21 protein-coding genes are annotated in these 21,702 nt (G+C 54.7%); 11 read left to right on the forward strand and 10 right to left on the reverse strand.

Annotated features, from left to right (window positions below; translation table 11 throughout):
• Positions 1-217 precede the first annotated feature (217 nt).
• On the forward strand, positions 218-925 hold the full coding sequence (locus ACSHSR_RS00495; RefSeq protein ID WP_044733427.1) for a hypothetical protein: 708 nt from the start codon (positions 218-220) through the stop codon (positions 923-925).
• Between the two features lie 39 nt (positions 926-964).
• On the opposite strand, the gene ACSHSR_RS00500 is transcribed toward ACSHSR_RS00495, so the two are convergent.
• Complete coding sequence (locus tag ACSHSR_RS00500) at positions 965-1,750, reverse strand: TOBE domain-containing protein (RefSeq protein WP_025888209.1); 786 nt, start codon at positions 1,748-1,750, stop codon at positions 965-967.
• A gap of 159 nt (positions 1,751-1,909) precedes the next feature.
• Between ACSHSR_RS00500 and modA the strand changes: the two genes are divergently transcribed.
• From modA to ACSHSR_RS00530, 6 genes are all read left to right on the forward strand, one after another.
• Complete coding sequence (modA, locus tag ACSHSR_RS00505) at positions 1,910-2,677, forward strand: molybdate ABC transporter substrate-binding protein (protein WP_044733426.1); 768 nt, start codon at positions 1,910-1,912, stop codon at positions 2,675-2,677.
• Between the two features lie 16 nt (positions 2,678-2,693).
• Positions 2,694-3,386 carry a molybdate ABC transporter permease subunit gene (modB, locus tag ACSHSR_RS00510; protein ID WP_028780857.1) on the forward strand — a complete coding sequence of 231 codons (693 nt, stop codon included), beginning with the start codon at positions 2,694-2,696 and terminating at the stop codon, positions 3,384-3,386.
• The gene (modC, locus tag ACSHSR_RS00515; RefSeq protein ID WP_479631163.1) at positions 3,380-4,468 is read left to right on the forward strand and encodes a molybdenum ABC transporter ATP-binding protein ModC; all 1,089 of its coding nucleotides are present in this window, start codon (positions 3,380-3,382) and stop codon (positions 4,466-4,468) included. Before modB ends, modC begins: the two co-directional genes overlap by 7 nt.
• 135 nt (positions 4,469-4,603) lie before the next feature.
• Positions 4,604-5,329, forward strand: coding sequence for an osmolarity response regulator transcription factor OmpR (gene ompR, locus ACSHSR_RS00520; protein WP_025010803.1), 726 nt, complete (start codon positions 4,604-4,606; stop codon positions 5,327-5,329).
• Complete coding sequence (envZ, locus tag ACSHSR_RS00525; RefSeq protein WP_044733425.1) at positions 5,326-6,642, forward strand: two-component system sensor histidine kinase EnvZ; 1,317 nt, start codon at positions 5,326-5,328, stop codon at positions 6,640-6,642. Before ompR ends, envZ begins: the two co-directional genes overlap by 4 nt.
• A gap of 90 nt (positions 6,643-6,732) precedes the next feature.
• Positions 6,733-8,658 (forward strand): methyl-accepting chemotaxis protein, encoded by a 1,926-nt coding sequence (locus ACSHSR_RS00530; protein ID WP_479631164.1) that lies wholly within the window; start codon positions 6,733-6,735, stop codon positions 8,656-8,658.
• A 7-nt stretch (positions 8,659-8,665) separates the two neighbouring features.
• On the opposite strand, the gene ACSHSR_RS00535 is transcribed toward ACSHSR_RS00530, so the two are convergent.
• The 4 genes from ACSHSR_RS00535 to ACSHSR_RS00550 form a co-directional block, all read right to left on the reverse strand.
• Positions 8,666-9,139, reverse strand: a complete 474-nt coding sequence (locus ACSHSR_RS00535) for a redoxin family protein (protein ID WP_479631165.1) — start codon at positions 9,137-9,139, stop codon at positions 8,666-8,668.
• Between the two features lie 81 nt (positions 9,140-9,220).
• Positions 9,221-9,748 carry a DUF2937 family protein gene (locus tag ACSHSR_RS00540; protein WP_240905009.1) on the reverse strand — a complete coding sequence of 176 codons (528 nt, stop codon included), beginning with the start codon at positions 9,746-9,748 and terminating at the stop codon, positions 9,221-9,223.
• A 211-nt stretch (positions 9,749-9,959) separates the two neighbouring features.
• On the reverse strand, positions 9,960-11,732 hold the full coding sequence (locus ACSHSR_RS00545) for an ankyrin repeat domain-containing protein (protein ID WP_479631166.1): 1,773 nt from the start codon (positions 11,730-11,732) through the stop codon (positions 9,960-9,962).
• Positions 11,733-11,879: 147 nt separating this feature from the next.
• On the reverse strand, positions 11,880-12,638 hold the full coding sequence (locus tag ACSHSR_RS00550) for a class I SAM-dependent methyltransferase (RefSeq protein WP_093981630.1): 759 nt from the start codon (positions 12,636-12,638) through the stop codon (positions 11,880-11,882).
• A gap of 131 nt (positions 12,639-12,769) precedes the next feature.
• Here ACSHSR_RS00550 and ACSHSR_RS00555 point away from each other — a divergent pair, with 131 nt between their 5' ends.
• Positions 12,770-13,627, forward strand: coding sequence for a 23S rRNA (adenine(2030)-N(6))-methyltransferase RlmJ (locus tag ACSHSR_RS00555; protein WP_100143232.1), 858 nt, complete (start codon positions 12,770-12,772; stop codon positions 13,625-13,627).
• A 175-nt stretch (positions 13,628-13,802) separates the two neighbouring features.
• Here the strand turns inward: ACSHSR_RS00555 and ACSHSR_RS00560 are convergent, their stop codons facing one another.
• Genes ACSHSR_RS00560 through ACSHSR_RS00575 form a run of 4 tightly spaced genes read right to left on the reverse strand, consistent with a single transcriptional unit; the run spans position 13,803 to position 16,730 of the window.
• A complete protein-coding gene (locus ACSHSR_RS00560; RefSeq protein WP_479631167.1) occupies positions 13,803-14,234 on the reverse strand; it encodes a hypothetical protein in 432 nt (143 codons plus the stop codon).
• A gap of 25 nt (positions 14,235-14,259) precedes the next feature.
• Positions 14,260-15,108 carry a lytic transglycosylase domain-containing protein gene (locus ACSHSR_RS00565; protein ID WP_479631168.1) on the reverse strand — a complete coding sequence of 283 codons (849 nt, stop codon included), beginning with the start codon at positions 15,106-15,108 and terminating at the stop codon, positions 14,260-14,262.
• Positions 15,105-16,139, reverse strand: coding sequence for a DUF3137 domain-containing protein (locus tag ACSHSR_RS00570; protein ID WP_208193841.1), 1,035 nt, complete (start codon positions 16,137-16,139; stop codon positions 15,105-15,107). Before ACSHSR_RS00570 ends, ACSHSR_RS00565 begins: the two co-directional genes overlap by 4 nt.
• A gap of 21 nt (positions 16,140-16,160) precedes the next feature.
• On the reverse strand, positions 16,161-16,730 hold the full coding sequence (locus tag ACSHSR_RS00575; RefSeq protein WP_096142416.1) for a LemA family protein: 570 nt from the start codon (positions 16,728-16,730) through the stop codon (positions 16,161-16,163).
• 629 nt (positions 16,731-17,359) lie between these two features.
• Between ACSHSR_RS00575 and ACSHSR_RS00580 the strand changes: the two genes are divergently transcribed.
• Positions 17,360-18,958, forward strand: a complete 1,599-nt coding sequence (locus tag ACSHSR_RS00580) for an AbgT family transporter (RefSeq protein ID WP_479631169.1) — start codon at positions 17,360-17,362, stop codon at positions 18,956-18,958.
• A gap of 108 nt (positions 18,959-19,066) precedes the next feature.
• Here the strand turns inward: ACSHSR_RS00580 and ACSHSR_RS00585 are convergent, their stop codons facing one another.
• Entirely contained in the window at positions 19,067-20,038 is a 972-nt protein-coding gene (locus ACSHSR_RS00585) for a GlxA family transcriptional regulator (protein ID WP_071237278.1), read from the reverse strand.
• Positions 20,039-20,260: 222 nt separating this feature from the next.
• On the opposite strand from ACSHSR_RS00585, the gene ACSHSR_RS00590 reads away from it, so the two are divergent.
• Both ACSHSR_RS00590 and ACSHSR_RS00595 read left to right on the forward strand, forming a co-directional pair.
• On the forward strand, positions 20,261-21,124 hold the full coding sequence (locus ACSHSR_RS00590) for a DJ-1/PfpI family protein (RefSeq protein WP_479631170.1): 864 nt from the start codon (positions 20,261-20,263) through the stop codon (positions 21,122-21,124).
• Positions 21,125-21,264: 140 nt separating this feature from the next.
• On the forward strand, positions 21,265-21,669 hold the full coding sequence (locus ACSHSR_RS00595) for a hypothetical protein (protein WP_139190658.1): 405 nt from the start codon (positions 21,265-21,267) through the stop codon (positions 21,667-21,669).
• Positions 21,670-21,702 lie beyond the last annotated feature (33 nt).

Raw genomic sequence — 21,702 nt, forward strand, 5'->3', positions numbered from 1 at the left:
TGCCAATAATGCAGAAGGTTTACAGAACTCAGGCGTGCTTGCAAGAGGCATGTCGTAGTGTGGTAGTGAAGAAAGGCCAGTCACCTTGAATATGTCAGCTCAAGTTTAAATACTTGTCATCTGATTCCGCTATAAAGATCACAGGCGCATGCTGTTCTATTTGGCAAAATTGCCTAAATTTCAGTGAGGTAAAAGAGACTTCCTCACTGATTGCAAGATGGATCTGTCAATATTGGAGTTGGGTGTGGAAGGAAAAGACCTGAGAGTCGTCATTATAGGCAATGGCGTGGTGGTGCAGGATTACCGACAGTTTGTGGATGATGCCGATTGTGTCATCAGATTCAATCTCTTCGACTTGGGAACCGGTCAAACAGGAAGTCGCACCGATGTACTCTTCTATACCAATACCGGTGGCCCGGCCAGAAACGGTGCGTTGAAACGCAAGATCCGCAGGCTGAAAAATGTCGACAGCATTGAAGAAGTCTGGTTTCCGCGTTCTCCCAGGAGTCGATTACAGAATCTGGCGTTGAAACTGAGCGGACAACGTAAATTTATGGAATATGGCAATCAGCTCGTGTCTCGCAATCACCTGTTTAACCAGCGGATTCTATATTTGGGTGACAAGTTCTGCGATCTTCTGTGGCAAAAACTGACGGCCTTGGGTGACGCAGGTGATGCCAGTATGCCCAGCTCAGGTATGTATGCCATAGAGCATGTACTTAATAGCCGAAGATTCCGAAATGCCACAGTATACACTTTGGGTTTTTCCCATCAGGGGAGTGGTCCACACCCTTGGCAGTTGGAGGCCGAACTATGTCGTCAGTACACAGAGCAAGGACGGCTGAAAATACTGAGTGGTGATGAGCCGACAGTTGGTTTCCGGCCAATACAACGCGAGATTGTGGCCGCATCGCAAACTGCGTGAAGTCTTAATCAGTGCCGCCTGTTTTTCAAATGGTGGCTTTTAGCTAACACAGGCGATGAGTGTCTGCCCCGGCTCGAAGCAGGCTTGTAGATGATCGCCCAGAGCCAATGGCAAGCCCTCAATGCTGTCGTTACATACCGAAGCGTAGAGGCGGTCGTTGCCGCCGATATCCAGGGTAATTTCGCTGCGCTGGGTATCGCGTTTGATTTGCAATAACTGACCTTTGAGGCGGTTGCCACTGCTGAGGGGTTGTTGCAGCGAGTGGATGCTGACGGCGGGAGCCTTGAACAGCAGCAATACCTTCTTACCGATATGCAGCCCCAGTTTGTCAGTGCTGGCATGGGTGATGGCGGCATCTATCTCCTGCCCGCCGGCCAATTTGACCCTGACATTGTCATTGAGAGAATCATCCTTGAGCGCAATAACTTCACCGGCCAGTTGATTGCGGGCGCTGGTCTTGAGTGAGAAGTGTGCCATCAGATCCAGCAGGTTATCCATGGGGACGGCTGCGTCCAACAGCGCTTTGAGCACCATGTCCTGCATCTGATCCATCAGTTCGTAGAGCTTCAGCAGACGCTCGCCAAACTCGGTCAACTTGGCGCCGCCACCTCCCTTGCCACCCTTTTCACTGCTGATCACTGGCTGAGGGGCCTGCAGATTCATGTCGTTGACCGCATCCCAGGCCGCCTTGTAACTGATGCCTGCCTGTTTGGCTCCCTGGCTGATGGAGCCGGTAATGCGTATCTGTTTCAACAGCGCAATTCGTTTGGGATTGGCAAACAGTTTATCGGCATTGTTGAGAGTCAACAGGGCTTTGAGATCCATGGCGTATTCCTTATCAGTGTCGGGGTTATTCTCCCTTATTGCGTTGATAAAGACCACAGGGATCACTCACTGACGATCACAGGCTTGCTTATCGTTATATAACTATGTATATAACGTTGGCAGTGTCAAATAGTGCATATATCTCATCAAGGAGTCGTTATGAAGTCCCTATTCCGTCCTGCCCTGAGCCTGGCTTTGGGGCTGTTGTTGGCCTTTAACGTCAGTGCCAAGGAAAAAGTCACCGTCTTTGCCGCCGCCTCACTCACCAATGCCATGAATGAACTGGGCGCCGAATATGACCGCAAGCATGACACTGAAACTGTGTTCTCTTTTGCGTCCTCTTCGACGCTGGCTCGCCAGATTGCCCAAGGTGCGCCCGCTGAGCTGTTTCTGTCGGCTAACCAGAAATGGATGGACTATCTCGATGAAAACAAGGCCATCGACGCCGGCAGCCGGGTCACTCTGCTGCGTAACACGCTGGTGCTGATCGCGCCGAAAAGCAGTGCGCTGAACCAGGTTGAAATCTCGGCTTCCTGGGATCTCAAGCAAGCTCTGGGTAACAGTCGGATGGCGGTTGGCGATCCTGATCATGTGCCGGCCGGTCGCTATGCCAAGCAGGCGCTGGAAAATTTAGCTTTGTGGCAACAGGCCGAACCTCTGCTGGCCAGAGCCAATAGTGTTCGCGGCGCCTTGGCGTTGGTCGAACGCGGCGAGTCATCTCTGGGGATTGTCTATTCCACAGATGCCAAGGTTGCCAAAGGGGTAAAACAGCTGGCGGTATTCCCGGAAAAGACTCACAAGCCAATCAGTTATCCCATGGCGTTGGTGGGTAAAGAGCACAGCAAAGGCGCCGAAGGTTTCTATCAATTCCTGCAGTCTGACGCTGCCAAGGCGGTATTTGCCAAATACGGCTTCGGCGTAAACTGAGAACTTGTCCTTGAGCATATTGACCGACTATGAAGTGGCCGCCTTGCTGCTCAGTCTCAAGGTGTCCACTGTGGCTGTGCTCTGCAGTCTGCCGCTTGGTATTTTGTGTGCCTGGGTGCTGGCGCGGCTGGAGTTCCCCGGCAAGTCTGTGCTCGATAGCCTGATCCACCTGCCACTGGTGCTGCCACCTGTGGTCATAGGGTATTTGTTGCTGGTCTCCATGGGCCGCAGCGGTTTTCTCGGTGGCTGGCTCTATGACACTTTTGGCTTCAGTTTCAGTTTCAGTTGGCGCGGCGCCGCGCTGGCGGCCGCGGTGGTGTCATTCCCGTTAATGGTTCGTGCCATTCGTCAGGCGCTCGAAGGGGTGGATGTGCGCCTGGAACAGGCGGCGCGCACCTTGGGCGCCGGCCGACTCAAGGTCTTCTTCACCATCAGCTTGCCGTTGACCGCGCCCGGCATAGTCTCGGGCATGGTGCTGGCCTTTGCCCGCAGTCTCGGGGAGTTCGGTTCCACCATTACTTTTGTTTCCAATATACCAGGTGAAACCCGCACCATTCCCTTGGCCATGTACTCCTTTATCGAGACCCCTGGCGCCGAGGCCGAGGCCGCCAGGTTGTGCGTGATTGCGATATTAATTTCACTGGCCTCGCTGATAGCTTCCCAATGGCTCAGCAAGCGGGCGCAACAGAGGACGCTGGGACAATGCTGAAAATCGCTATCAGGCAACAGCTGGGGCAAACCCTACTGGATGTGGACACAGAATTACCCCTCTCCGGGGTCAGCGCCGTCTTTGGCCGTTCGGGCGCCGGTAAGACCTCACTGATTAATATTCTCGGCGGTTTGGCAACGCCGGATGCCGGTGAGATCCGTTTGGGAGAGCGCTGGTTGTTTCATAAAGAAAAGAAGATCAACCTGCCACCTGAGCGGCGTAACGCCGGCTTTGTGTTTCAGGATGCCAGGCTGTTTCCCCACTATCGGGTGCGCGGCAATCTCAACTATGGCCGCAAGGATAAAGACAGTCGCGAGTTTGATACCGTGGTGCAACTCTTGGGGCTGGAGAAGCTGCTCGATCGGTTTCCCTTTACCCTCTCCGGCGGGGAAAAACAGCGGGTCGCCATAGGCCGGGCCTTGCTGACCCGCCCAGAGATCCTCTTGATGGATGAACCGCTGGCATCGCTCGACTTGCCGCGCAAGCGCGAGCTGTTGCCCTACCTACAGAGGCTCACCGCCGAACTTAAGCTGCCGATTATCTATGTCAGCCACAGTCTGGATGAAATTCTGCAACTGGCGGATCAGATGCTGGTGCTGGACAAGGGCCGCTGCGTCCTCAGCGGCCCGCTGGAACAGGTGTGGGACAGTGACGAGCTGAGACCCTGGCTCAGTGCTCAGGAGCAAAGCTCGCTGCTGCATGCCACTGTGGCCGAGAGTCATCCCGAATATGCCATGACCCGTTTGCAGCTTGCCGATGGCAACAGCTTGTGGGTCAATGAACTGCTACCCAAACAGGATAAGCCGATACGGGTGCGGGTTCACAGCAATCAAGTCTCTGTGTGCCTGCAGGTGCCGAGCGGCAGTAGTATTCGCAACATCCTGCCGGTAACCCTGGAAGAGGTGAGCCGGGTCGACAGCCGCGACTATGTGCAGCTAAGACTGAGGCTGGCGGGTATGCCGCTGTGGGCCAATATTACCCGCTGGGCCCTTGAGGAGCTGGCATTGCGGCCCGGTATGTCGCTCTTCGCCCAGATCAAAGGGGTCAGCCTCACGGCAGCCGATTTGGCCCGTTCTCACTGAGGTGCAACAGAAGATCAACTACTGTTACAAAGTCTCGGGTGATTTTTGGTATCAAAATGGCTAAATTTAAGATATTTGGCCACTTTTTCAGATACTATTGTGCAAGTTTCAGGCTTGGCACTCGAGGAATAGCCCATGGGACAAGAAACCTCCAAGATTCTGGTTGTCGATGATGATATGAGGCTGCGGGCCTTGCTGGAGCGCTATCTGATGGAACAAGGCTATCAGGTACGCAGCGCCGCCAATGCCGAGCAGATGGATCGCTTGCTGGAGCGGGAGAACTTTCACCTGCTGGTGCTCGACCTTATGTTGCCGGGAGAAGATGGCCTGTCCATCTGTCGCCGCCTGCGACAACAGGGCAACCCACTGCCAATAGTGATGCTGACCGCCAAGGGCGATGAAGTCGACCGTATCATAGGCCTGGAACTCGGCGCCGATGACTATCTGCCAAAACCCTTCAACCCCAGAGAATTGCTGGCACGGATCAAGGCGGTGATGCGCCGTCAGGTGCAGGAGATCCCCGGCGCGCCTTCGCAGCAGGAAGAGATGGTCAGTTTCGGCGAGTTCAGCCTCAACCTGGCCACCCGTGAGATGTACCACAACGAAGAGTCCATCGCCCTCACCAGTGGTGAATTTGCCGTGCTCAAGGTGTTGGTGACCCATCCCAGGGAGCCCTTGTCCCGCGACAAGCTGATGAATCTGGCCCGTGGCCGTGACTATTCGGCATTGGAGCGCTCTATCGACGTTCAGGTTTCCCGGCTTAGGCGGCTGATTGAAAAAGATCCCGCCAACCCGCGCTATATCCAAACGGTTTGGGGCCTGGGGTACGTGTTTGTGCCAGATGGTGCCGCCCGTAAATGAAGCTGCGCTGGTGGCAACGCCTGTTGCCCAGGAGTGCCTTCAGCCAAACGGTCATGCTGATAGGCTGCCTGCTGCTGATCAATCAGCTGGTCTCCTATTTGACTGTGACGGTTTATTTCATTAAGCCCAGTTACCAGCAGATCAACCAGCTTATCGCCCGCCAGATCAATCTGTTGTTTGTCGATGGGGTCGAGGTGGGCCGTGAACACCTCACCATAGTGGATGCACTCAATGCCAAGGTGCGCGACGATGGCATGCATGTCTATAACCAGAAACAGGCCAGGGAAGCCGGTATCGAGCGGGCGACCTACTATGGCTTCCTGTCGGCGCAGATGTCGGAATATCTCGGTGGCCCGGCCGAAGTGCGTATTGCCCAGAGCAATCTGCTGCAGATCTGGATCCGCCCGCCTCAGGCTCCCTCCATCTGGATCAAGGTTCCCCTCAATGGCTGGAACGAAAATGCCCTGTCGCCCCTTAACCTCTATCTGCTGGTGATAGGCGCCTTGAGTGTCGCCGGTGGTTGGTGGTTTGCCCGGCAACAGAACCGGCCGCTGCGGCGGCTGCAAAAGGCGGCTATCTCAGTTTCCAGAGGCAATTTCCCTGACCCGCTGCCGTTGACCGGCTCCAGTGAGCTCGTCGAAGTGACCAATGCCTTCAACCGTATGTCCCAGAGTATGAAACAGCTGGAGCAGGACAGGGCGCTGCTGATGGCGGGGATTTCCCACGACCTTAGAACACCCCTGACCCGAATTCGTCTGGCTTCCGAGATGATGGTGGACGACGATGCCTACCTGCAGGAGGGCATAGTCAAAGACATTGAAGACATGGATGCCATCATCAATCAGTTTATCGCCTATATCCGCCAGGATCAGGAGAGCATTCGCGAGCCGGAACAGATCAACCGTTTAATCCGCGAAGTGGCCCAGGCCGAGAGCAACAGAGTCGGTGAAATAGAGCTGGTACTGGCCGAGTGTCCCGAAGTGCCGATGCAGAGCCTGGCTATCAAGCGGGTGATCGGCAATCTGGTGGAAAACGCCTTCCGCTATGGCCGCGGCTGGATCCGTATCGCTTCCCAGGTGGAAAAACACCGCATAGGTTTCAGTGTGGAAGACAATGGCCCGGGTATTGCCGAGAGCCAGATCCCCAAGCTGTTCCAGCCCTTTACCCAAGGTGACAGTGCCCGCGGTAGCGTCGGCTCAGGTTTGGGACTGGCGATCATCAAACGCATCATAGACAGGCATCAGGGCAAGGTCATTCTCAGCAATCGCCCCCAGGGTGGGCTGCACGCTCAGGTGTGGTTGCCGCGAGATTAACACGCCATACGCTTTATGGCCGATTGTCATTCAACTGTCATGCTCCAGTCATAAACTGCGCTCAGTTCAATCAATTGGGCGCAGTTTGCCATGAAGATTTCCACCCTTTCTCTCGGCGCTTCGGCGTTGTTACTCTTGTTGGCGGCCTTGCTCGCCTCACTGGTGCTCTGGAGCAGTGAACAGAGACAAGAGGCAGAACTGCAGAGCCAGACGCTGCAAGGCTTGCAGCAAGAATTTTTGGTGGATATCCGTGCCAATCTGGATAAGTATCTCGCCAGTGGCGATGCAGGGCGATTGGAGCAGGCCAGAGCTCAGCTCAATGATATTCATGACCGTTTGCCGGTAGATTCACAGTTGGCACAGGAGCTGGCGCAATTGGTGACGGCTCTGGATGGCAAATACCGCGCCGCCGGCAAGTTGGCCGGAAATCCCAGGCAGCTGTTGGCCCATGCCGAAACCGAAATGTTGGACAACAACAAGCGCCTGGCGGATTACGGCGATCAAGGGCTGGCTACGGCGCCACAAGTGGCGCATGAATATCTGCAGCTTAGTCGGGAGCTTCCGCCACTGGTTTACCAGTTGTCACAGCTTACCCAAGATTACCTGCTCGGACGGGAGCAAAGACTCAAGCCTTACCTCGACAGCACCATAACCCAGTTGGCCGACTGGCATGACAGACTCAGCGCCTTGCCACTACTTGGTCTCTATCGCACAGTAGAGGCCGATGAATTTGCCCTGGGTGACGATGAACCCGAGCGCGAGGAGATAGGGGAGAGCTACCGCGCCGAACTTCTGAGTCTCAGCAGTCGCTACGCCAAGGAAGTGACCAATACCGAGCAGCAACTGTTGGATAACCGTCAGATGCAGGATGCGCTGCGCGCCGATATGCACAAGTTGCAGCAGAACTTGCTGACCATGGCCGCTGAGCAGCAACAACGTACCGACAAGCTCAAACACGAGCTGCAACTTTGGCTCTATCTGGCTTTGGCGGTGCTGGCCTTATTTGCCGTGGCTTATTTGATTTTGCAGCAGCTCAGGGTGGTGAAGCCGTTGCAACTGCTCAACACCGCCTTCAGTCAACTGAGTGAGTCCAATACCCGCGAGCGCCTCAATATCAGTCGTCGCTGTGAAACCGGCCAGATAGCCGCCCATTTTAATGCTCTGCTGAATCGTTTCGAGTCCGAGGATGAACAGCAGCGGCAACAATTGGCATGTATCTCCCAAAGCCTATCGGCCCTGGTGCAAAAAATCAGTGAAATGGCCGGCAGTACCCGTGAGACCCAACAAGTGGTGGATCAGGCTCGGCAGCAAACGCTGGAGCTCAGTGAATTGGCCGGACTGGTGAGTGATAGCTCAGCTGCGCTGGCCTCCCGTGCCGGCAATACCGCCGAGCAGATGCACCAGAGTGAACTTGAAGCGCAGCAGATGCTGGAAGCTACAGATTCAACCCGCACCGCCGTTGCCGAGTGTCATCAAGCGCTCGCCAGTCTGGATGATTCAGTGGCGGCTGTGGCGGGAATTATCGACGTGATAGGCAATATCGCCGGGCAGACCAATCTGTTGGCGCTCAATGCCGCCATAGAGGCCGCCCGTGCCGGTGAGCAGGGTCGAGGCTTTGCCGTGGTGGCCGATGAGGTGCGCAGCCTTTCCAGTCGCACCCAGAGCTCGCTCGATGAGATAGGTGCTATTCTCAATCGGCTCACCAATGCCAACAAGAGTCTGGGGCAGAGTATGGATGGCATAGCCGAGGCGACCGACAGGCAGAGACAGAGAGCCGAGGGTCTGAAACAACTGGCGCAGGAGGTGAGACAGCAGGCTTTTGCCATGGCGAGTGGGACTCAGCAGGGTACTGAGTATGCCCAGTCACAGCTGGCGCATCTGCAATCCTTCTCCAGCGCCATGGAACAGCTGCGCAGCCAGGCGATCACCGCCTCAGAGCAGGGGCAGGCAATCGCCTCTCAGGTGGCTGCAGGTGTCGCCGAGATAGAACAGAATCTCGGCATTAAAGCCGCCTGAGTCGCTATTAGAGGCTCGCCAGTATGGTTTCGGCCTTGCTGACTTCGAAAGTCTTGGGCGCTTCCACATTCAACAAAGAAACCACGCCATCGTCTATCACTATGGCATAGCGCTGCGAGCGTAAGCCTCCGAAGGCGCCAGTGTCCATTTCCAGCCCCAGCGCCTTGGTGAAGGCACCATCACCATCGGCCAACATCATGATCTCACCGGCGTTTTGGGCTTCACCCCAGGCTTTCATCACAAAGGCATCGTTGACCGACACACAGGCAATGATATCGACGCCCTTGGCCTTGAGTTCATCGGCCAGCACCACATAACCCGGCAGGTGAGCCTCGGAGCAGGTGGGGGTAAAGGCACCGGGAACAGCAAACAGCACGGCCTTCTTGCCGGCAAACAGTTCCTTAACCTTGTGGTTGATCATGCCCTCTTTACCGAGTTGGCTCAGAGTGGCATCCGGCAGAGCTTGACCTTGTGCAATCATGGTATTTGTCCTTTCAGTTGGAATTACAAACCATCATAGCCGTTAATGGAATGGACAAACACAGACATTCTACAGGGGCAATCAGGCGGCGGCCGGCCGGCGCCGAAACAGCGTCCGCAACGCCAGCCAGCATAAGCTGAGCAGCAACTCGGCCGAGGCTGCGAGCAGCAAGCCACTGAGTAGGCCAATGGCAATGGCATCGCCCTTGAGCAGAATATTGTGGCTGTAGTTGTCCCAGACTTCGCGGCGGATATCCGCCTGTGGCGCAAAGGCTAGTTGCAGGTAGGGGCTGTAGAGACTCTCGCGGAAGTCGGCCAAGGCCTGCTGCAACTCGGAGCGGCGTTCTACCATGGCGTTGAGCTTGTCGCCGCCGGAGGTAAATACCGGATCTTTGTTGGTCACATAGTGGGCGATAAGCTTATCCAGATCGCCACCGAAGAAACGGTCGGCATCGCGCTGAAACCCGGCCAATTGGGTTTGGATCTCGCTCAGGTGGGCCTGCAGGCTCTTGCCATATTGATCGACAAAGCCGGGGAGCTGAATCCCCGCCAGCACCCCCACAAAGAACAGCAGCAGTCTGAGATAGTCGCGTATGGTTCTAAGCATCATGCCTCCCTGAGTTCCGGCCAAACCAGATTGCCGCAGCCGCCCTGTATCTTAACTGACCGGTTCTGGCTTTGTTGCCGCTCTATCTGTGTCGCCCATAGCACACAGGGCTGCAACCAAAATGGATGCTGACTCAAGCGGGCGGTTTTGACAAGTGCCTGCCGCTGAACATAGGCTTGGCATAGCAGAGCCTCCTCAAGCGTAATGATGCGGGTTATTGTTCCGCCGGAGGCTTGATCCCATATTGGGACAGGGAATCAATAAATTCCTGCTTTTGGTAGCTGATAGCACGCTTAAGTGCCTTATGGCCCTGCGGAAGTATGTCAGCGCCGAGCTTGCTCAAAACATAGTTAAAGTCCTGGATATCACTGGTTCTCACCATCTGCTCCAGCATGGTTTCCCCCGAGTGGCTGACCAGGGTCAAGTCAGCCTTTGACTCAACCAAGGCCTTTACCACCTCAAGATTGCTTTTTTCACCGGCTCCTTGAATCGGATTGGCGGCGTACATCAACGCCGAGCGGCCGTCACTATCTCTGGCATTCACATCGACATTGATGCCGATAAGGTATTTGACCGTGTCCAGGTGTCGGTACATTGATGCCGCCATTAAAGCGGTTTCCTGGCGACTCCCAGAATGCCCGTTAATGTCGGCGCCTCTTTCAACCAGGAGTTTGACCATCTCTACGCTCTCTTTCCCCGCAGCCGAGTACAATAACTCAACCAAGGTTTCAGCCGTGAGAAGGCCTGGCGGCGCGTTGTCGAGTAATTGTCTGGTTATTTCCAGTTGGCTACTCATAACGGCTCTCTCAATATCTTGTTTGGTGATATTGGCGCCGTGGCGAACCAGAGTAGTGACATAATCCAGCTGGCCAAACCAAGCTGCGTAATACAAGGGGCTGTTGCCAGAGTCGTTGGTTTGATTAATGTCGGCACCACTCTCCACCAGATAATTAAAGACTTTGGCATCATCTGTGCCCACGAGTTGATGCATCAGGGTTTCTTTATAGCTTCCCTTGACATTTAAATTGGCGCCCTTGGCCACCAAATAGCGCACAACCTCTAGGTTGTCATCACGCACGGAGTAAGCGAGAGCGGTCACTCCGTCTGTGTCCTGGGTCTCGAGTTTCGCCCCCTTATCCAATAGATACTTCACTATATCCAGGTCGCCCCGATTCGCAGATATCATCAGCGGTGTACTGCTGCGCTCGGCATTTATTACCAGTAGGGCATTGATGTCGGCGCCCTTGGATACCAGGTACTTAACCGAAGCCAGGCTGCCGGCCGATACGGCCGTCTTGAGCATCAGCTCCTTGTTGCCAAGGGTGACTCTTTGCTGTTTTACCAGGTAATCCAAAATCTCTGTGGCACCGTTTTTGAGCGCAATGATGGAAATCTCTTCGGCATATTCCTTGGAGAGCACCTGGCCGGTTTTATTCAATAATGACTTGAAGATATCCAGATGATTATTGTGGGCCGCTATCTCCGGTAACCCCCAGCCGCCGTTATTCTTTTGTTTGAGATTGGCGCCGTTCTCCAGCAGCAAAGAGATCGCCTGCTGATGGCCAAACTCGACGGCCACCATCAGAGCCGTCCAGCCATATTGGTTTGAGGCGTTAATATCGATATTTTTCTCAAGCAGAAAAGAGATCAGGGCCAGATCCCCCAACTTGGCGGCAACCAGCAGAGAGTTGAAACCATTTTGACTGCTGGCGTGAATATCGGCGCCTTGTTCAATCAGCAGCTTTGCCATCTCAGGAGTGGGTGACATCAACAGCGCATTCCAGCCGGCAGGGTTCTCAAGGTTGATGTCAGCGCCCTGAGCTATCAGCTGCTTTACCGAGTCCAGTTGGCCATCCAATACAGCTCGCATCAGTGGCGACAGACCCTCCTCATCCAAACTGTTCAGCTTATGCGCCGCAGTTGGGGCTGCTGTGTCGGGCTTAGCGGTTGCGGCCATAGCGGGTTTGCCAAAGAGAAAGATTCCCATCAAAACACATACAAACATCATCCTTAACTGCATTGTGATATTTCCTGAACTCTGTTTATGGGGCGGATCCGATAAGTCTTGCCCAAAAGTGCGGAGCAAAATATGCGGCGAGCCACAAAATGGCGCTGCTCTATGCTCCTTGTCGACTCAGTTCATCGCTGCTTTGACATAGACATCGAAGCGGTTTTTCTTGGTGGCGATAACAGTGCTGGGTTTAACCCCGGCCAGGTCTTCGGCGTAGTCCGGCCGTTTGACCACTACCCGCTTGCTCGCCAGTGCCAGCGCCGGGGCCAGCAAGCCGTCGGCATCGGTATCGGCACCGACCAGGGTCTGAAATACCCGCATCTCTTTTTTTACCAGTGCCGACTTGTCTCTGTGAGGATACATGGGATCCAGATAGACCACATCCGGTTGCGGACTTATCTGGCTCAGTGCCTCCAGACTTGAGTCGTGCAGCAGCGTCATTCTTTGCTGCATCCAGGGGCCGATTTCGCTGTCCTGATAACCGCGGCTGAGACCGTCTTCCAGCAGCGCCGCCACCAAGGGATTGCGTTCAATCAGAGTCATTTGGCAGCCAAGGCTTGCCAGTACAAAGGCGTCACGGCCAAGACCGGCCGTGGCATCTACCACTGAGGGGCAGGCGCCTTGCTTGAGACCGACCGCCTTGGCTATGGCCTGGCCGCGGCCGCCGCCGAACTTACGTCTGTGGGCCACGGCGCCGCCGACAAAATCGACACAGATACCGCCAAGCTTGGGTTCGTCACGCTTGAACAGGGTCAGCATCTCCTGCTCAAACCCCAAGGCAAACACAGAGTCTTCTGAATGCTTCAGGCCCCAGCGCTCGGCAATGGCGCACAGACGCGGCTCCCGGGTATCAAAATAAATGCTATGGCTTGGTTGCTTCACTGTGTTTGAGTCCTTGGCTGAATTGGCGCCATTATGCCAAATGCCAACCTGACTGAATACGTTCGGCTGCAACTCGCAGGCAGAGCCGCTATAATGCCGCGGTCATTTACCCGTCAGTCATTGGGGAACCCATGCTCAGCTACCGTCACGGTTTTCATGCCGGCAACTATGCCGATGTGCTCAAACATTCCATCTTGTTGCAGGCGCTGAGCTTGTTGCAGAAGAAAGATAAACCTTTGGTTTATATCGATACCCATGCCGGTGCCGGTGGCTATGCGCTGGAAGATGATTTTGCCCAAAAGACAGGGGAATATCTGGAAGGTATAGGCAAGCTCTGGCAGGAAACGAGTGTGCCGCAGGCGATGACAGCCTATCTGGAGGCGGTGCGCCATTTCAACGAAGGCAACGAGGAGCAAGCCACAGATGAGCTGGCCTGGTATCCCGGATCTCCGGCGATAGTGGATATGCACCTTAGAGAGCAGGACAGAATGCTGCTGCACGAGCTGCATAATACCGATGTCGAATTGCTGCAGGAGTATTTTGAAGGTGCCCGTCAGGTGAAGCTGGTTCACGGCGACGGTCTGCAGGGCCTGTTGGCCGCCGTGCCGCCACTGGAGCGTCGGGCACTGGTGCTGGTGGATCCCAGCTATGAGCTCAAGAGTGACTATCAGGATGTGGCCGATACCCTGATCAAGGCCCATCGCAAGTTTGCCACCGGAGTGTATCTGCTCTGGTATCCGGTCGTTAACCGAGCCCAGACTGAAGCCATGCTGACGAAGCTGAAAGACAGCGGCATTCGGCGCCAGTTACGGATAGAGCAGAGTATCAAGCCTGACTCGGATGAATTCGGTATGACGGCGGCGGGTCTGTGGGTCATCAACCCGCCCTGGCAGTTGGATACCCAAGCCGAAGAGCTGCTGGAATGGCTTCACCCCAGGCTCAATCAGGGTGGCGGCAGCGTCACTGTCACCTGGGAAGTGGGCGAGTAAGCTTGGTTCCATCATAAAAACTGTTGGCCGGGTCACCGGGTATTAATTGGATACTAAGTCGGATACCAAGCTGCGTACTAATTGCCCGGCCTGTTAACAGTGGCCTTTACGGCGCCTAAGCGACGGTGTGATAGCGACTGTGGTGACAAGCGTGGTGACAAGCGACTGTGGTGAGTTATTCCGATAGTGCTTTCAGCTCGGCCAACGTCGCCTCATCTATGAGCCCTAGCGCCAGCGCCTGCTGTGGATTGGTCTCTATCATATAGGCGCTGATACTCATCATATTGCGCAGCGCCATGCCGTTAGGACCATCGTAAGTCGGCTGCTCGTTCCACTGATCCTGAGCCCAGGCGGCCCAAGTGGCCTTGAGACTGTAGCCCGCCTCACAGAAGATGGTGCGGGTCAGTTGGCTGCCCTTATCAAGCATCTCCTCGTCGTTCATGCTGTTATCTAGCTCGCCCTTGTGGCTTTGCATGACTTGCTTTACTGCCGCTATCGCTTCGGCGGTTGCGGGAACCGGCCCAAGTTGGCTGTCATCACAGGCTATTACGGTGGAAAAGGGCATCAGCAGACAGGCACAAAGGCCTAGGGACTTGAGGTTAAACATCTTCACTTCCTTGTTGTTGCGCCTCTCAGGCACGGCTCAAATTGCGGTAGCGTTCCAGCAAAATCTTCACCCGTTTCACATAGGCGCGGGTTTCCGGGTAGGGCGGCACGCCACGATATTGGCTCACTGTGGTAGGGCCGGCATTGTAGGCCGCCAGCGCCCGGGTCATATCGCCATCGAAACGGGCCAGCATCTGCGCCAGATAGCGGCTACCGGCGTCGATATTCTGTGATACCACAAAGGCGTTGCTGACACCAAGCTCTTTGGCGGTATCCGGCATCAACTGCATCAGCCCCATGGCGCCGGTACGGGACAGGGCCTTGGCGTTGAAGGCCGACTCGGCGTGGATCACCGCCCTAATAAGCGCAGGATCCAGATTGTAAGTTTGGGCGGCGAGGGCGATTTCGGCGGCATAGTCACTGTCAAACAGAGGGATTGCCTGCCAGTTCACCTTGGAGTCCGGTCGGCAGGCGAAGCAATCATAGAGAATGATCTGATATTCCTGGCTGCCTGGGGGCTTGTCGCTGAATGCCATCACGCCGTTGGCCTGGCGGTATTGATAGACTTTACGCTTCGGTAGACTGTTGTCACTGATGCCGTGTTCCGAGTAACGCGCCACTATACGGGGTTTGGCCGAAGGTTCTTTAGTCACAGCTGAATTTTTTTCACCCATGACTGAAGGCTCTTTACTTATAGCTGAAGGCTTTTTTCCTACGGCTGAAGGCTCTTTATCCATAGCTGAGGGCTCTTCACCCATGGCGGCCTTTTCCGAAGGCATAGGTATCTCGGTGCCGGCAAGCGCAGCAAAGGGCAGCGCCGAGCTCAGCAGCCAGAGTAGCAAAGAGATGAGTCCTTGGCCGGAAGTGTGCTTCACGCCTGATAACCCGCCCGTGTTTCCAGTTTCAATATGTCAATGATAGCAAAGAGTTGCTGCATTTCACTGTGGATCTGGCTGAACTCCTTTTCGAAGGTGGCTCCCTCAAAAATGGAGGCGGTCTCGAATCTATCCTTGTTACTGGGAAACAGGATCAACAGCTGCCTGCCGTGGAAGGCGCAGCGCAGATCCCGGCCGAACTTCTTGCTCAAATCCAGCAAACGCTCCATAAACAAGGGGTTCATCAACACCCGGCCATTGATCTGACTGTCGGCGAAGACATCGAACTCTTTTTCGAACACAGGATCTTCCAGCTTCATCTGCTTCAGCCCCGAATAGCTGGAGGAGAGTTTCCCCAGCAGGCCGCGGTCGCGGATCAATACCGCATGGCAGCCGAAGTTTTGTGGTACGGTAAAGGTCATGGCCAGTCCCTTGAATACCTCGCTGGTACGCTTCTTATTCTTGCTATCCCGATATTCTGACTTCAGCACTAATTCACTGATCCCCAGTTCGACCTGCTTATAGCTACCGGTAATAAAATCACTGGAATGTGCTATGTCGTGCTTGGGCAAAATGCCGGCATCACGAAATGGTCGCAGTGGCAAACCATCGTTGGGACTAAAGGTAAAGTCGTCGCCGAAATAGCGGAAGATCAGCGGGAACAGATCTTTTTTAACCTGTGTTTGAAACGCCTTGATGGGTTTCTTACACCAGAAAAACATCAGCAAAACCGGGGTAAGGGCGAGGGCAAACGAAGCTTCTGGGCCAAGGGAACTGTAGTACATAAGGTCGTACCAATAGTGCCAAACCAGCAGCAGAGTCACCACAAGTGTCAGTACAAACAGGGCTACCCGGGTTCGGCACTGCTTGAGGCTCTTGATCCTCAGTCTTTCATACTTACTGGCCTTGGGCTGTATATGCTGGCGATAGTATTGCTGCAGCTTGGGCAGGTCTTCGCTGGGGGCCTGTAAGCCTTTTCCCGGGCGTACCGGGGAAATCTTGGCCCCCATCAGGAAGGTGATAATATTCACGGGTCAATCTTTTACTCTGTCTCAGTTCAAATAGTCGCCGGCATTGACCGGACTTTTGGCGCTTTCATCCGCCTCATAGAAGGGCAGAGCCTGCACCTTGGCCATGGAGGCTATGATTGAACCCGGGAAAATTTCCACCGCATTGTTGAGTTCAGTGACCGCCGAGTTGTAGAAACGCCGCGCCGCAGAAATATGGGCCTCCACTTCGTTATAGGTTTGCATCGCCTGCAACATGGTGTTGTCTGACTTGAGTTCAGGGTAGTTTTCTACCGACACCATCAACTGGCCGACACGGCTGTTGAGCTGGTTGGCCAAATCCAGATGTTGTTTTACTGCATCTTTGTCGGCCGGATTGTAGCTTTGGGTCAGTTGAGTGCGTAATTCGGTGATCTCGGTCAGCAGCTGTTTTTCATGGTCCATGAAGCGCTTGGCTATGGTGAGAATATTGGGCAGCAGATTGGCCCTTTTCTTGAGCTGGACATCTATGCCTGAGAGGGCTTCACGGGCCGTGTTGCGTTTTTTTATCAGGCTGACATACCAGAGATAAATCAGTATCACGGCGATCGCCAGTATCAACAAAAATCCATCCATATTTGCTAAAGTTCCATGCAGTTTTTTCTGAACTGCGCCAGCTAACCATAAAATGGCCGCAAATGCATCTTTGTTGTGATTTTGAACCTATGCTGGCCCCTTGACGGCGAGTCTTGCCAAGTCAATGAAAACCATCACTTATATGGCTTTAAAGATAGATTTAAGCAAAATCCTATAAATCAAAGGTTTGGACTGTACGTTTTTAGTACATGGAAACATTATCTAAATGATTCATTTGAAATATTTATCTATTTTTGAGTGGTAAAAAAACAGCAGTTTTTGACTCAAGTCTGTCGGAAGCCGCTATAGGCCATGGGAAAACTGTTTACCGTGCGTCAAAGCGAAGAAATGGAATCATACTATTTACAAACAGCTTTTATTATGTTCAGGCAAGGTTCAGACAGCGTATTGTAAATTGTAATGACACAACGTTGGGGCAAAGCGAATTAGTTCAGCGAATTTGCCTTTATGGACCCGCCCTGGGTCCTTTTTTTTGCCTCTAATTTCCCGCCATTCTTCCAGGTTAAGTTTCAGTTAAAAGTGTTACGGCAAAATGGCCGGCCGCTTGTCGTAGATGTTACGGCCATGAAAATAGAACCGGCAGCCGAGCCGGCAGACAGGGAAATCAGATGCAGTCCAATCATTCTCAGCAACCGCTCGAAACCGCCAAGAGTGGCTGGTTTATCCGCTTCCTCAATGTGGTGGAGCGCCTTGGCAACCTTTTGCCACATCCCATCACACTATTTGCGTTGTTTTGCGCAGCCGTCATCCTGATCTCCGGCATTGCCGGTTATTTTGAAGTCACAGTGGTGGACCCTCGTCCCGAAGGCGCCAGTGGCCGCAGCGCCGATGGCCTGATCCATGTGGTCAGTCTAATGAATGCCGAAGGGCTGCGGATGATAGTCTCCAACCTGGTGACCAACTTTACCGGTTTTATGCCGCTGGGCACTGTATTGGTGGCCTTGCTCGGGGTAGGGATTGCCGAACGCTCAGGACTCTTGTCCGCCGGCATGCGGGCGCTGGTGATGGGAGCCTCCAAGCGCCTGGTTACCCTGACTATTGTCTTTGCCGGAATCGTCTCCAATACCGCCGCCGAGCTGGGTTATGTAGTGCTGATCCCCATGGCGGCGATGATCTTCCATTCTCTTGGCAGGCATCCCTTGGCGGGGTTGGCGGCGGCCTTTGCCGGGGTATCCGGTGGCTACAGTGCCAACCTCCTGCTGGGAACCGTGGATCCCCTGTTATCCGGGATCACCGAAGCGGCGGCGCAGATGATAGACCCTGACTACACTGTGGGCCCCGAGGTCAACTGGTACTTCATGTTTGTCTCCACCTTTGTGATCTCTTTCCTCGGCGCCTTGGTGACAGAGAAAATCGTTGAACCCAAGCTCGGTCGCTATGATGTCTCTGAAGCCAGTGTCGATCTGGAAGATCAGCGGATGGAAACCGTCACCGAACTGGAGAAAAAGGGGCTGAAAATGGCTGGTTTGGCGGCGCTGCTGCTCGGCGCAGTCTTGGCCTTGACCGTGGTACCCGAGTGGGGCCCACTGCGTCACCCCGAGACGGGGGAAGTGGCCGGCTCGCCGTTTCTCAAGGGAATCGTGGTGTTTATCTTTATCTGCTTTGCCATTCCCGGGCTGGTATACGGCAAGGTGGTGGGCACCATGAAAAAAGATACCGATGTGATCAACGCCATGTCCCACAGCATGAGCACCATGGGCATGTATATCGTATTAGTGTTTTTCGCCTCGCAGTTTGTGGCCTTCTTCAAGTGGACCAATCTGGGCGCCGTGTTGGCGGTGACCGGCGCCGATGCTCTCAGCGCCCTGGGGCTGACCGGGCCGATAGTCTTCCTGCTGTTTATCATGATGTGTGGCTTCATTAACTTGATGCTCGGCAGTGCCTCGGCCCAGTGGGCAGTGACGGCGCCGATATTTGTGCCCATGTTGATGTTGGTGGGTTATGCGCCGGAAACCATTCAGGCGGCCTATCGAATAGGTGACTCAGTGACTAACCTGATCACGCCCATGATGAGTTACTTTGGCCTGATCCTGGCGGTCGCCGCGCGCTACAAGAAGGACCTGGGGATAGGTACTCTTGTGGCCACCATGTTGCCATACACGCTGGTGTTTTTCGTCGGTTGGACCCTGTTCTTCTTCCTCTGGGTATTCGGCCTGGGGCTGCCGGTTGGCCCAGGTGCGGCTACCTACTATTCACCGGCGGGCTGATGGTCTGTAACAGTGAATGACTGAGGATGTTGTGGGAAGGGGCTTAGGTGATATACGCTAGCCCCTTTTTTAATCTTTTGGCTTTATTCGGCAATTAGGCGCCGCGGCTTAAGGACGGCTAAAGCCAGAGTAAGTCTTGCGCCAGTTGCTGGGGCTCACCCCCAGGGCGCGTTTGAAGGCGTCTCGCAGACCGGCGGCACTGGCAAAACCGCAGCTGGAGGCAATCAGTTCCACCGACATATGGCTCGACTCGAGCAAGGATTGCGCCCGGCGGATCCGCGCCTGTCCCAGCCACGCCATAGGCGCCAGTCCGGTTTGCTCCCGGAACTTACGGTTCAGGCTACGCTGGCTTAAACAGGCTCTTTCTGCCAGTTGTGCCAAGGTCAAATGCAGGTGCAGATTGTCCATCAACCAGAGTTGCAAATTGGCCAGCTGTTGCTGCTGCGGCAGCCATTGGCGATGAATTCTTTGCGACTGACAACCCTGACGCTCGAGCGGCATCACAAAGAAGTCGGCCGTGGTCTCGGCGGCCTGGGCGCCAAAGTCACTGGCTATCATATGCAGACACAGATCCTGGCCCGCGGCCAATCCCGCCGAGGTCAATAGCTGGCCGTTGTCGACAAACAGCATGTCCTCTTCCACCTCTATATTGGGATAACGCTTGGCCAGTTCGGGCGTCAGTTGCCAGTGGGTAGTTGCCCTGAGGTTATCCAACAGGCCTGCAGCGGCCAATACGCAGGCGCCGGTGCAGATAGATGCCAGTCGTACTCTGGCCCTCGCGGCTTGTTGCAGCGCCTGAAGGACTTCGGGCTCGTTGAATGCCAGGGGATTGCGGATGCCGGGGATTATCACAGTATCCACTTGACTCAGCAGCTCAAGCGGGGCGATATCCGAGATGCTCAATGCGCCACTGCAGATGGATTGCTCCGGGCCGCAAAAGCTTACCTGGTAAGGTTTGTGGCCGCCGCTCAGGGAAACCAGAGGAAACATCTGGTAAGGAATGGCGAGATCGAAGGCGACAAAATCTCTCAGTACCAGAATCGCAATCCTGTGCTGAGGTTGAGAAAGAGCTGAAGACATGTTTCCTGCCCGGCGCCATTCCGGCGGCCCAATAGCGTATGTGTGCAAGGCAATCTAGTTCAAGCTCAAAACCCTGTACAGCGGCTTGTGGCCAAAGTGACCGCCTGGATCACAGCCTGCCCAAGTTGGCCAGACTCTTGCGGCAATTGGCCGGTAACCGGCTGTTGCAGCCTGCAATAGGTTACTAATCTCAACGGGACTTTCTGACTCAAAGGAGCGTTTATGAACCGTCGAGACTTTACCTTATCCTGCCTGGGAACGCTGGCCGCAGCCTCTCTGGGCGGTGTGGCACCTCAAGCGTTGGCCGCGGGCGCCTCAGGCCAACGGCTGGCAGCAAACTCTTTACCCGCCGGCACCAAAGCCAGCACGAGCGGCAAGCCACATATCGCCTTTGTATTGTATGAGGGCATGACGGCCCTGGATCTCATAGGGCCGGCTGAAGTGCTCGCCGGTGAACAGTTTGATGTGGACTTTGTCTGGTACGACAAGGAAGTGGTCTATGCTGAGAGCCGCGCCAATAAGCGTTTGGGGTTAATGCCAACCGCAACCTTTGCCGAGATTGAGCAGACAAACATTCTCTGCGTTCCGGGAACCAGTAATCCATACAAACAGCTGGAGCGCACCGAAATGATTGACTGGGTGGCTCGGGTCGGCGCCAAGGCCGACTGGGTCACCAGCGTCTGTACCGGCTCATTTATTCTCGGGGCCGCCGGTTTGCTCAAGGGGTATAAGGCCACCTCTCATTGGGGCGTGTTGCAGGACTTGCGCTACTTTGGCGCCGAGCCTGTAGTCGATAGAGTGGTTCACGACCGCAATCGAGTCACAGGCGCCGGGGTCACTTCAGGGATCGATTTTGGCTTGCTGCTGTTGTCGCTGCTGACAGATGAGCAGACAGCCCGCGGCAAACAGCTGGTGCTTGAATATGATCCCCACCCCCCTTTTAACAGTGGTTCGCCCAAGCTTGCTTCTCCTGCCTTGTTGGAAGCGGTGCGCGGTGGTTATATGGATTATCTGCAAGCGGTTGCCTCCAACTCCCGCAGCCAACTGCAGGCCCTGGCAAGCAATTTGGGGATCAAGCATCCCTGAGACAGGCCTTTAAGGTTTAGCTTCAAGGCGTTGTAAATGAGGACGAAAATGGTTCCGTTTTTGTTCTAACTATAAGCTATTGTTGAACTTTTTCTATTGTCATACACTATCGGGCCCTTTGGTTTGTTGGTTGGGCCCGCATGCGTTTTTCATCTGCACGTTTGTTGCTGCTAATGGCTTGGTTGGCCACGAGTTTTACCCTGGCCGCCGAGATAGGCGACACGGCCGTGGTCGGTAAACTCTATTTCAGCGGCGCCGAACTGCCCGGGCAATTGACTCCAGAGGGGGCCGGTGGGTGGCCGGAGCCTATTTGGTTGCTGTGGCTCATGGGCCTTGGCAGCTTCTTTTGCCGTTTTCGTTGTTTTGCGCTCTGGCTGCTTGCTTTGCTGGCGTTGCAACTCAAGTTTGTTATTCGGGTCGACGACAGCCTGCTGTGGAGCAGTTGGCTAGTGTTGCTATTGCCGACACAAGTTTTGTTTGGCCTGATTTTGCTGTTGATTGACCGGGGCGAGGGCGCACGAGCCCAGGTAATCACCCTTGACTGACGATAGTCCAAGTCCCAAGCCGTATTAAGGGAG

This window comes from Shewanella sp. VK101 (assembly GCF_056497865.1).

Coding starts and splice junctions, on each gene's coding strand:
- ACSHSR_RS00530 (WP_479631164.1), top strand. CDS start 6,733: ATGAAGATTTCCACCCTTTCTCTCGGCGCTTCGGCGTTGTTACTCTTG.
- modA (WP_044733426.1), top strand. CDS start 1,910: ATGAAGTCCCTATTCCGTCCTGCCCTGAGCCTGGCTTTGGGGCTGTTG.
- ACSHSR_RS00575 (WP_096142416.1), bottom strand. CDS start 16,730: ATGGATGGATTTTTGTTGATACTGGCGATCGCCGTGATACTGATTTAT.
- ompR (WP_025010803.1), top strand. CDS start 4,604: ATGGGACAAGAAACCTCCAAGATTCTGGTTGTCGATGATGATATGAGG.
- ACSHSR_RS00545 (WP_479631166.1), bottom strand. CDS start 11,732: ATGGGAATCTTTCTCTTTGGCAAACCCGCTATGGCCGCAACCGCTAAG.
- ACSHSR_RS00580 (WP_479631169.1), top strand. CDS start 17,360: ATGCAGTCCAATCATTCTCAGCAACCGCTCGAAACCGCCAAGAGTGGC.
- ACSHSR_RS00535 (WP_479631165.1), bottom strand. CDS start 9,139: ATGATTGCACAAGGTCAAGCTCTGCCGGATGCCACTCTGAGCCAACTC.
- modC (WP_479631163.1), top strand. CDS start 3,380: ATGCTGAAAATCGCTATCAGGCAACAGCTGGGGCAAACCCTACTGGAT.
- ACSHSR_RS00500 (WP_025888209.1), bottom strand. CDS start 1,750: ATGGATCTCAAAGCCCTGTTGACTCTCAACAATGCCGATAAACTGTTT.
- ACSHSR_RS00540 (WP_240905009.1), bottom strand. CDS start 9,748: ATGATGCTTAGAACCATACGCGACTATCTCAGACTGCTGCTGTTCTTT.
- ACSHSR_RS00590 (WP_479631170.1), top strand. CDS start 20,261: ATGAACCGTCGAGACTTTACCTTATCCTGCCTGGGAACGCTGGCCGCA.
- ACSHSR_RS00560 (WP_479631167.1), bottom strand. CDS start 14,234: ATGTTTAACCTCAAGTCCCTAGGCCTTTGTGCCTGTCTGCTGATGCCC.
- ACSHSR_RS00595 (WP_139190658.1), top strand. CDS start 21,265: ATGCGTTTTTCATCTGCACGTTTGTTGCTGCTAATGGCTTGGTTGGCC.
- ACSHSR_RS00555 (WP_100143232.1), top strand. CDS start 12,770: ATGCTCAGCTACCGTCACGGTTTTCATGCCGGCAACTATGCCGATGTG.
- envZ (WP_044733425.1), top strand. CDS start 5,326: ATGAAGCTGCGCTGGTGGCAACGCCTGTTGCCCAGGAGTGCCTTCAGC.
- ACSHSR_RS00585 (WP_071237278.1), bottom strand. CDS start 20,038: ATGTCTTCAGCTCTTTCTCAACCTCAGCACAGGATTGCGATTCTGGTA.
- ACSHSR_RS00495 (WP_044733427.1), top strand. CDS start 218: ATGGATCTGTCAATATTGGAGTTGGGTGTGGAAGGAAAAGACCTGAGA.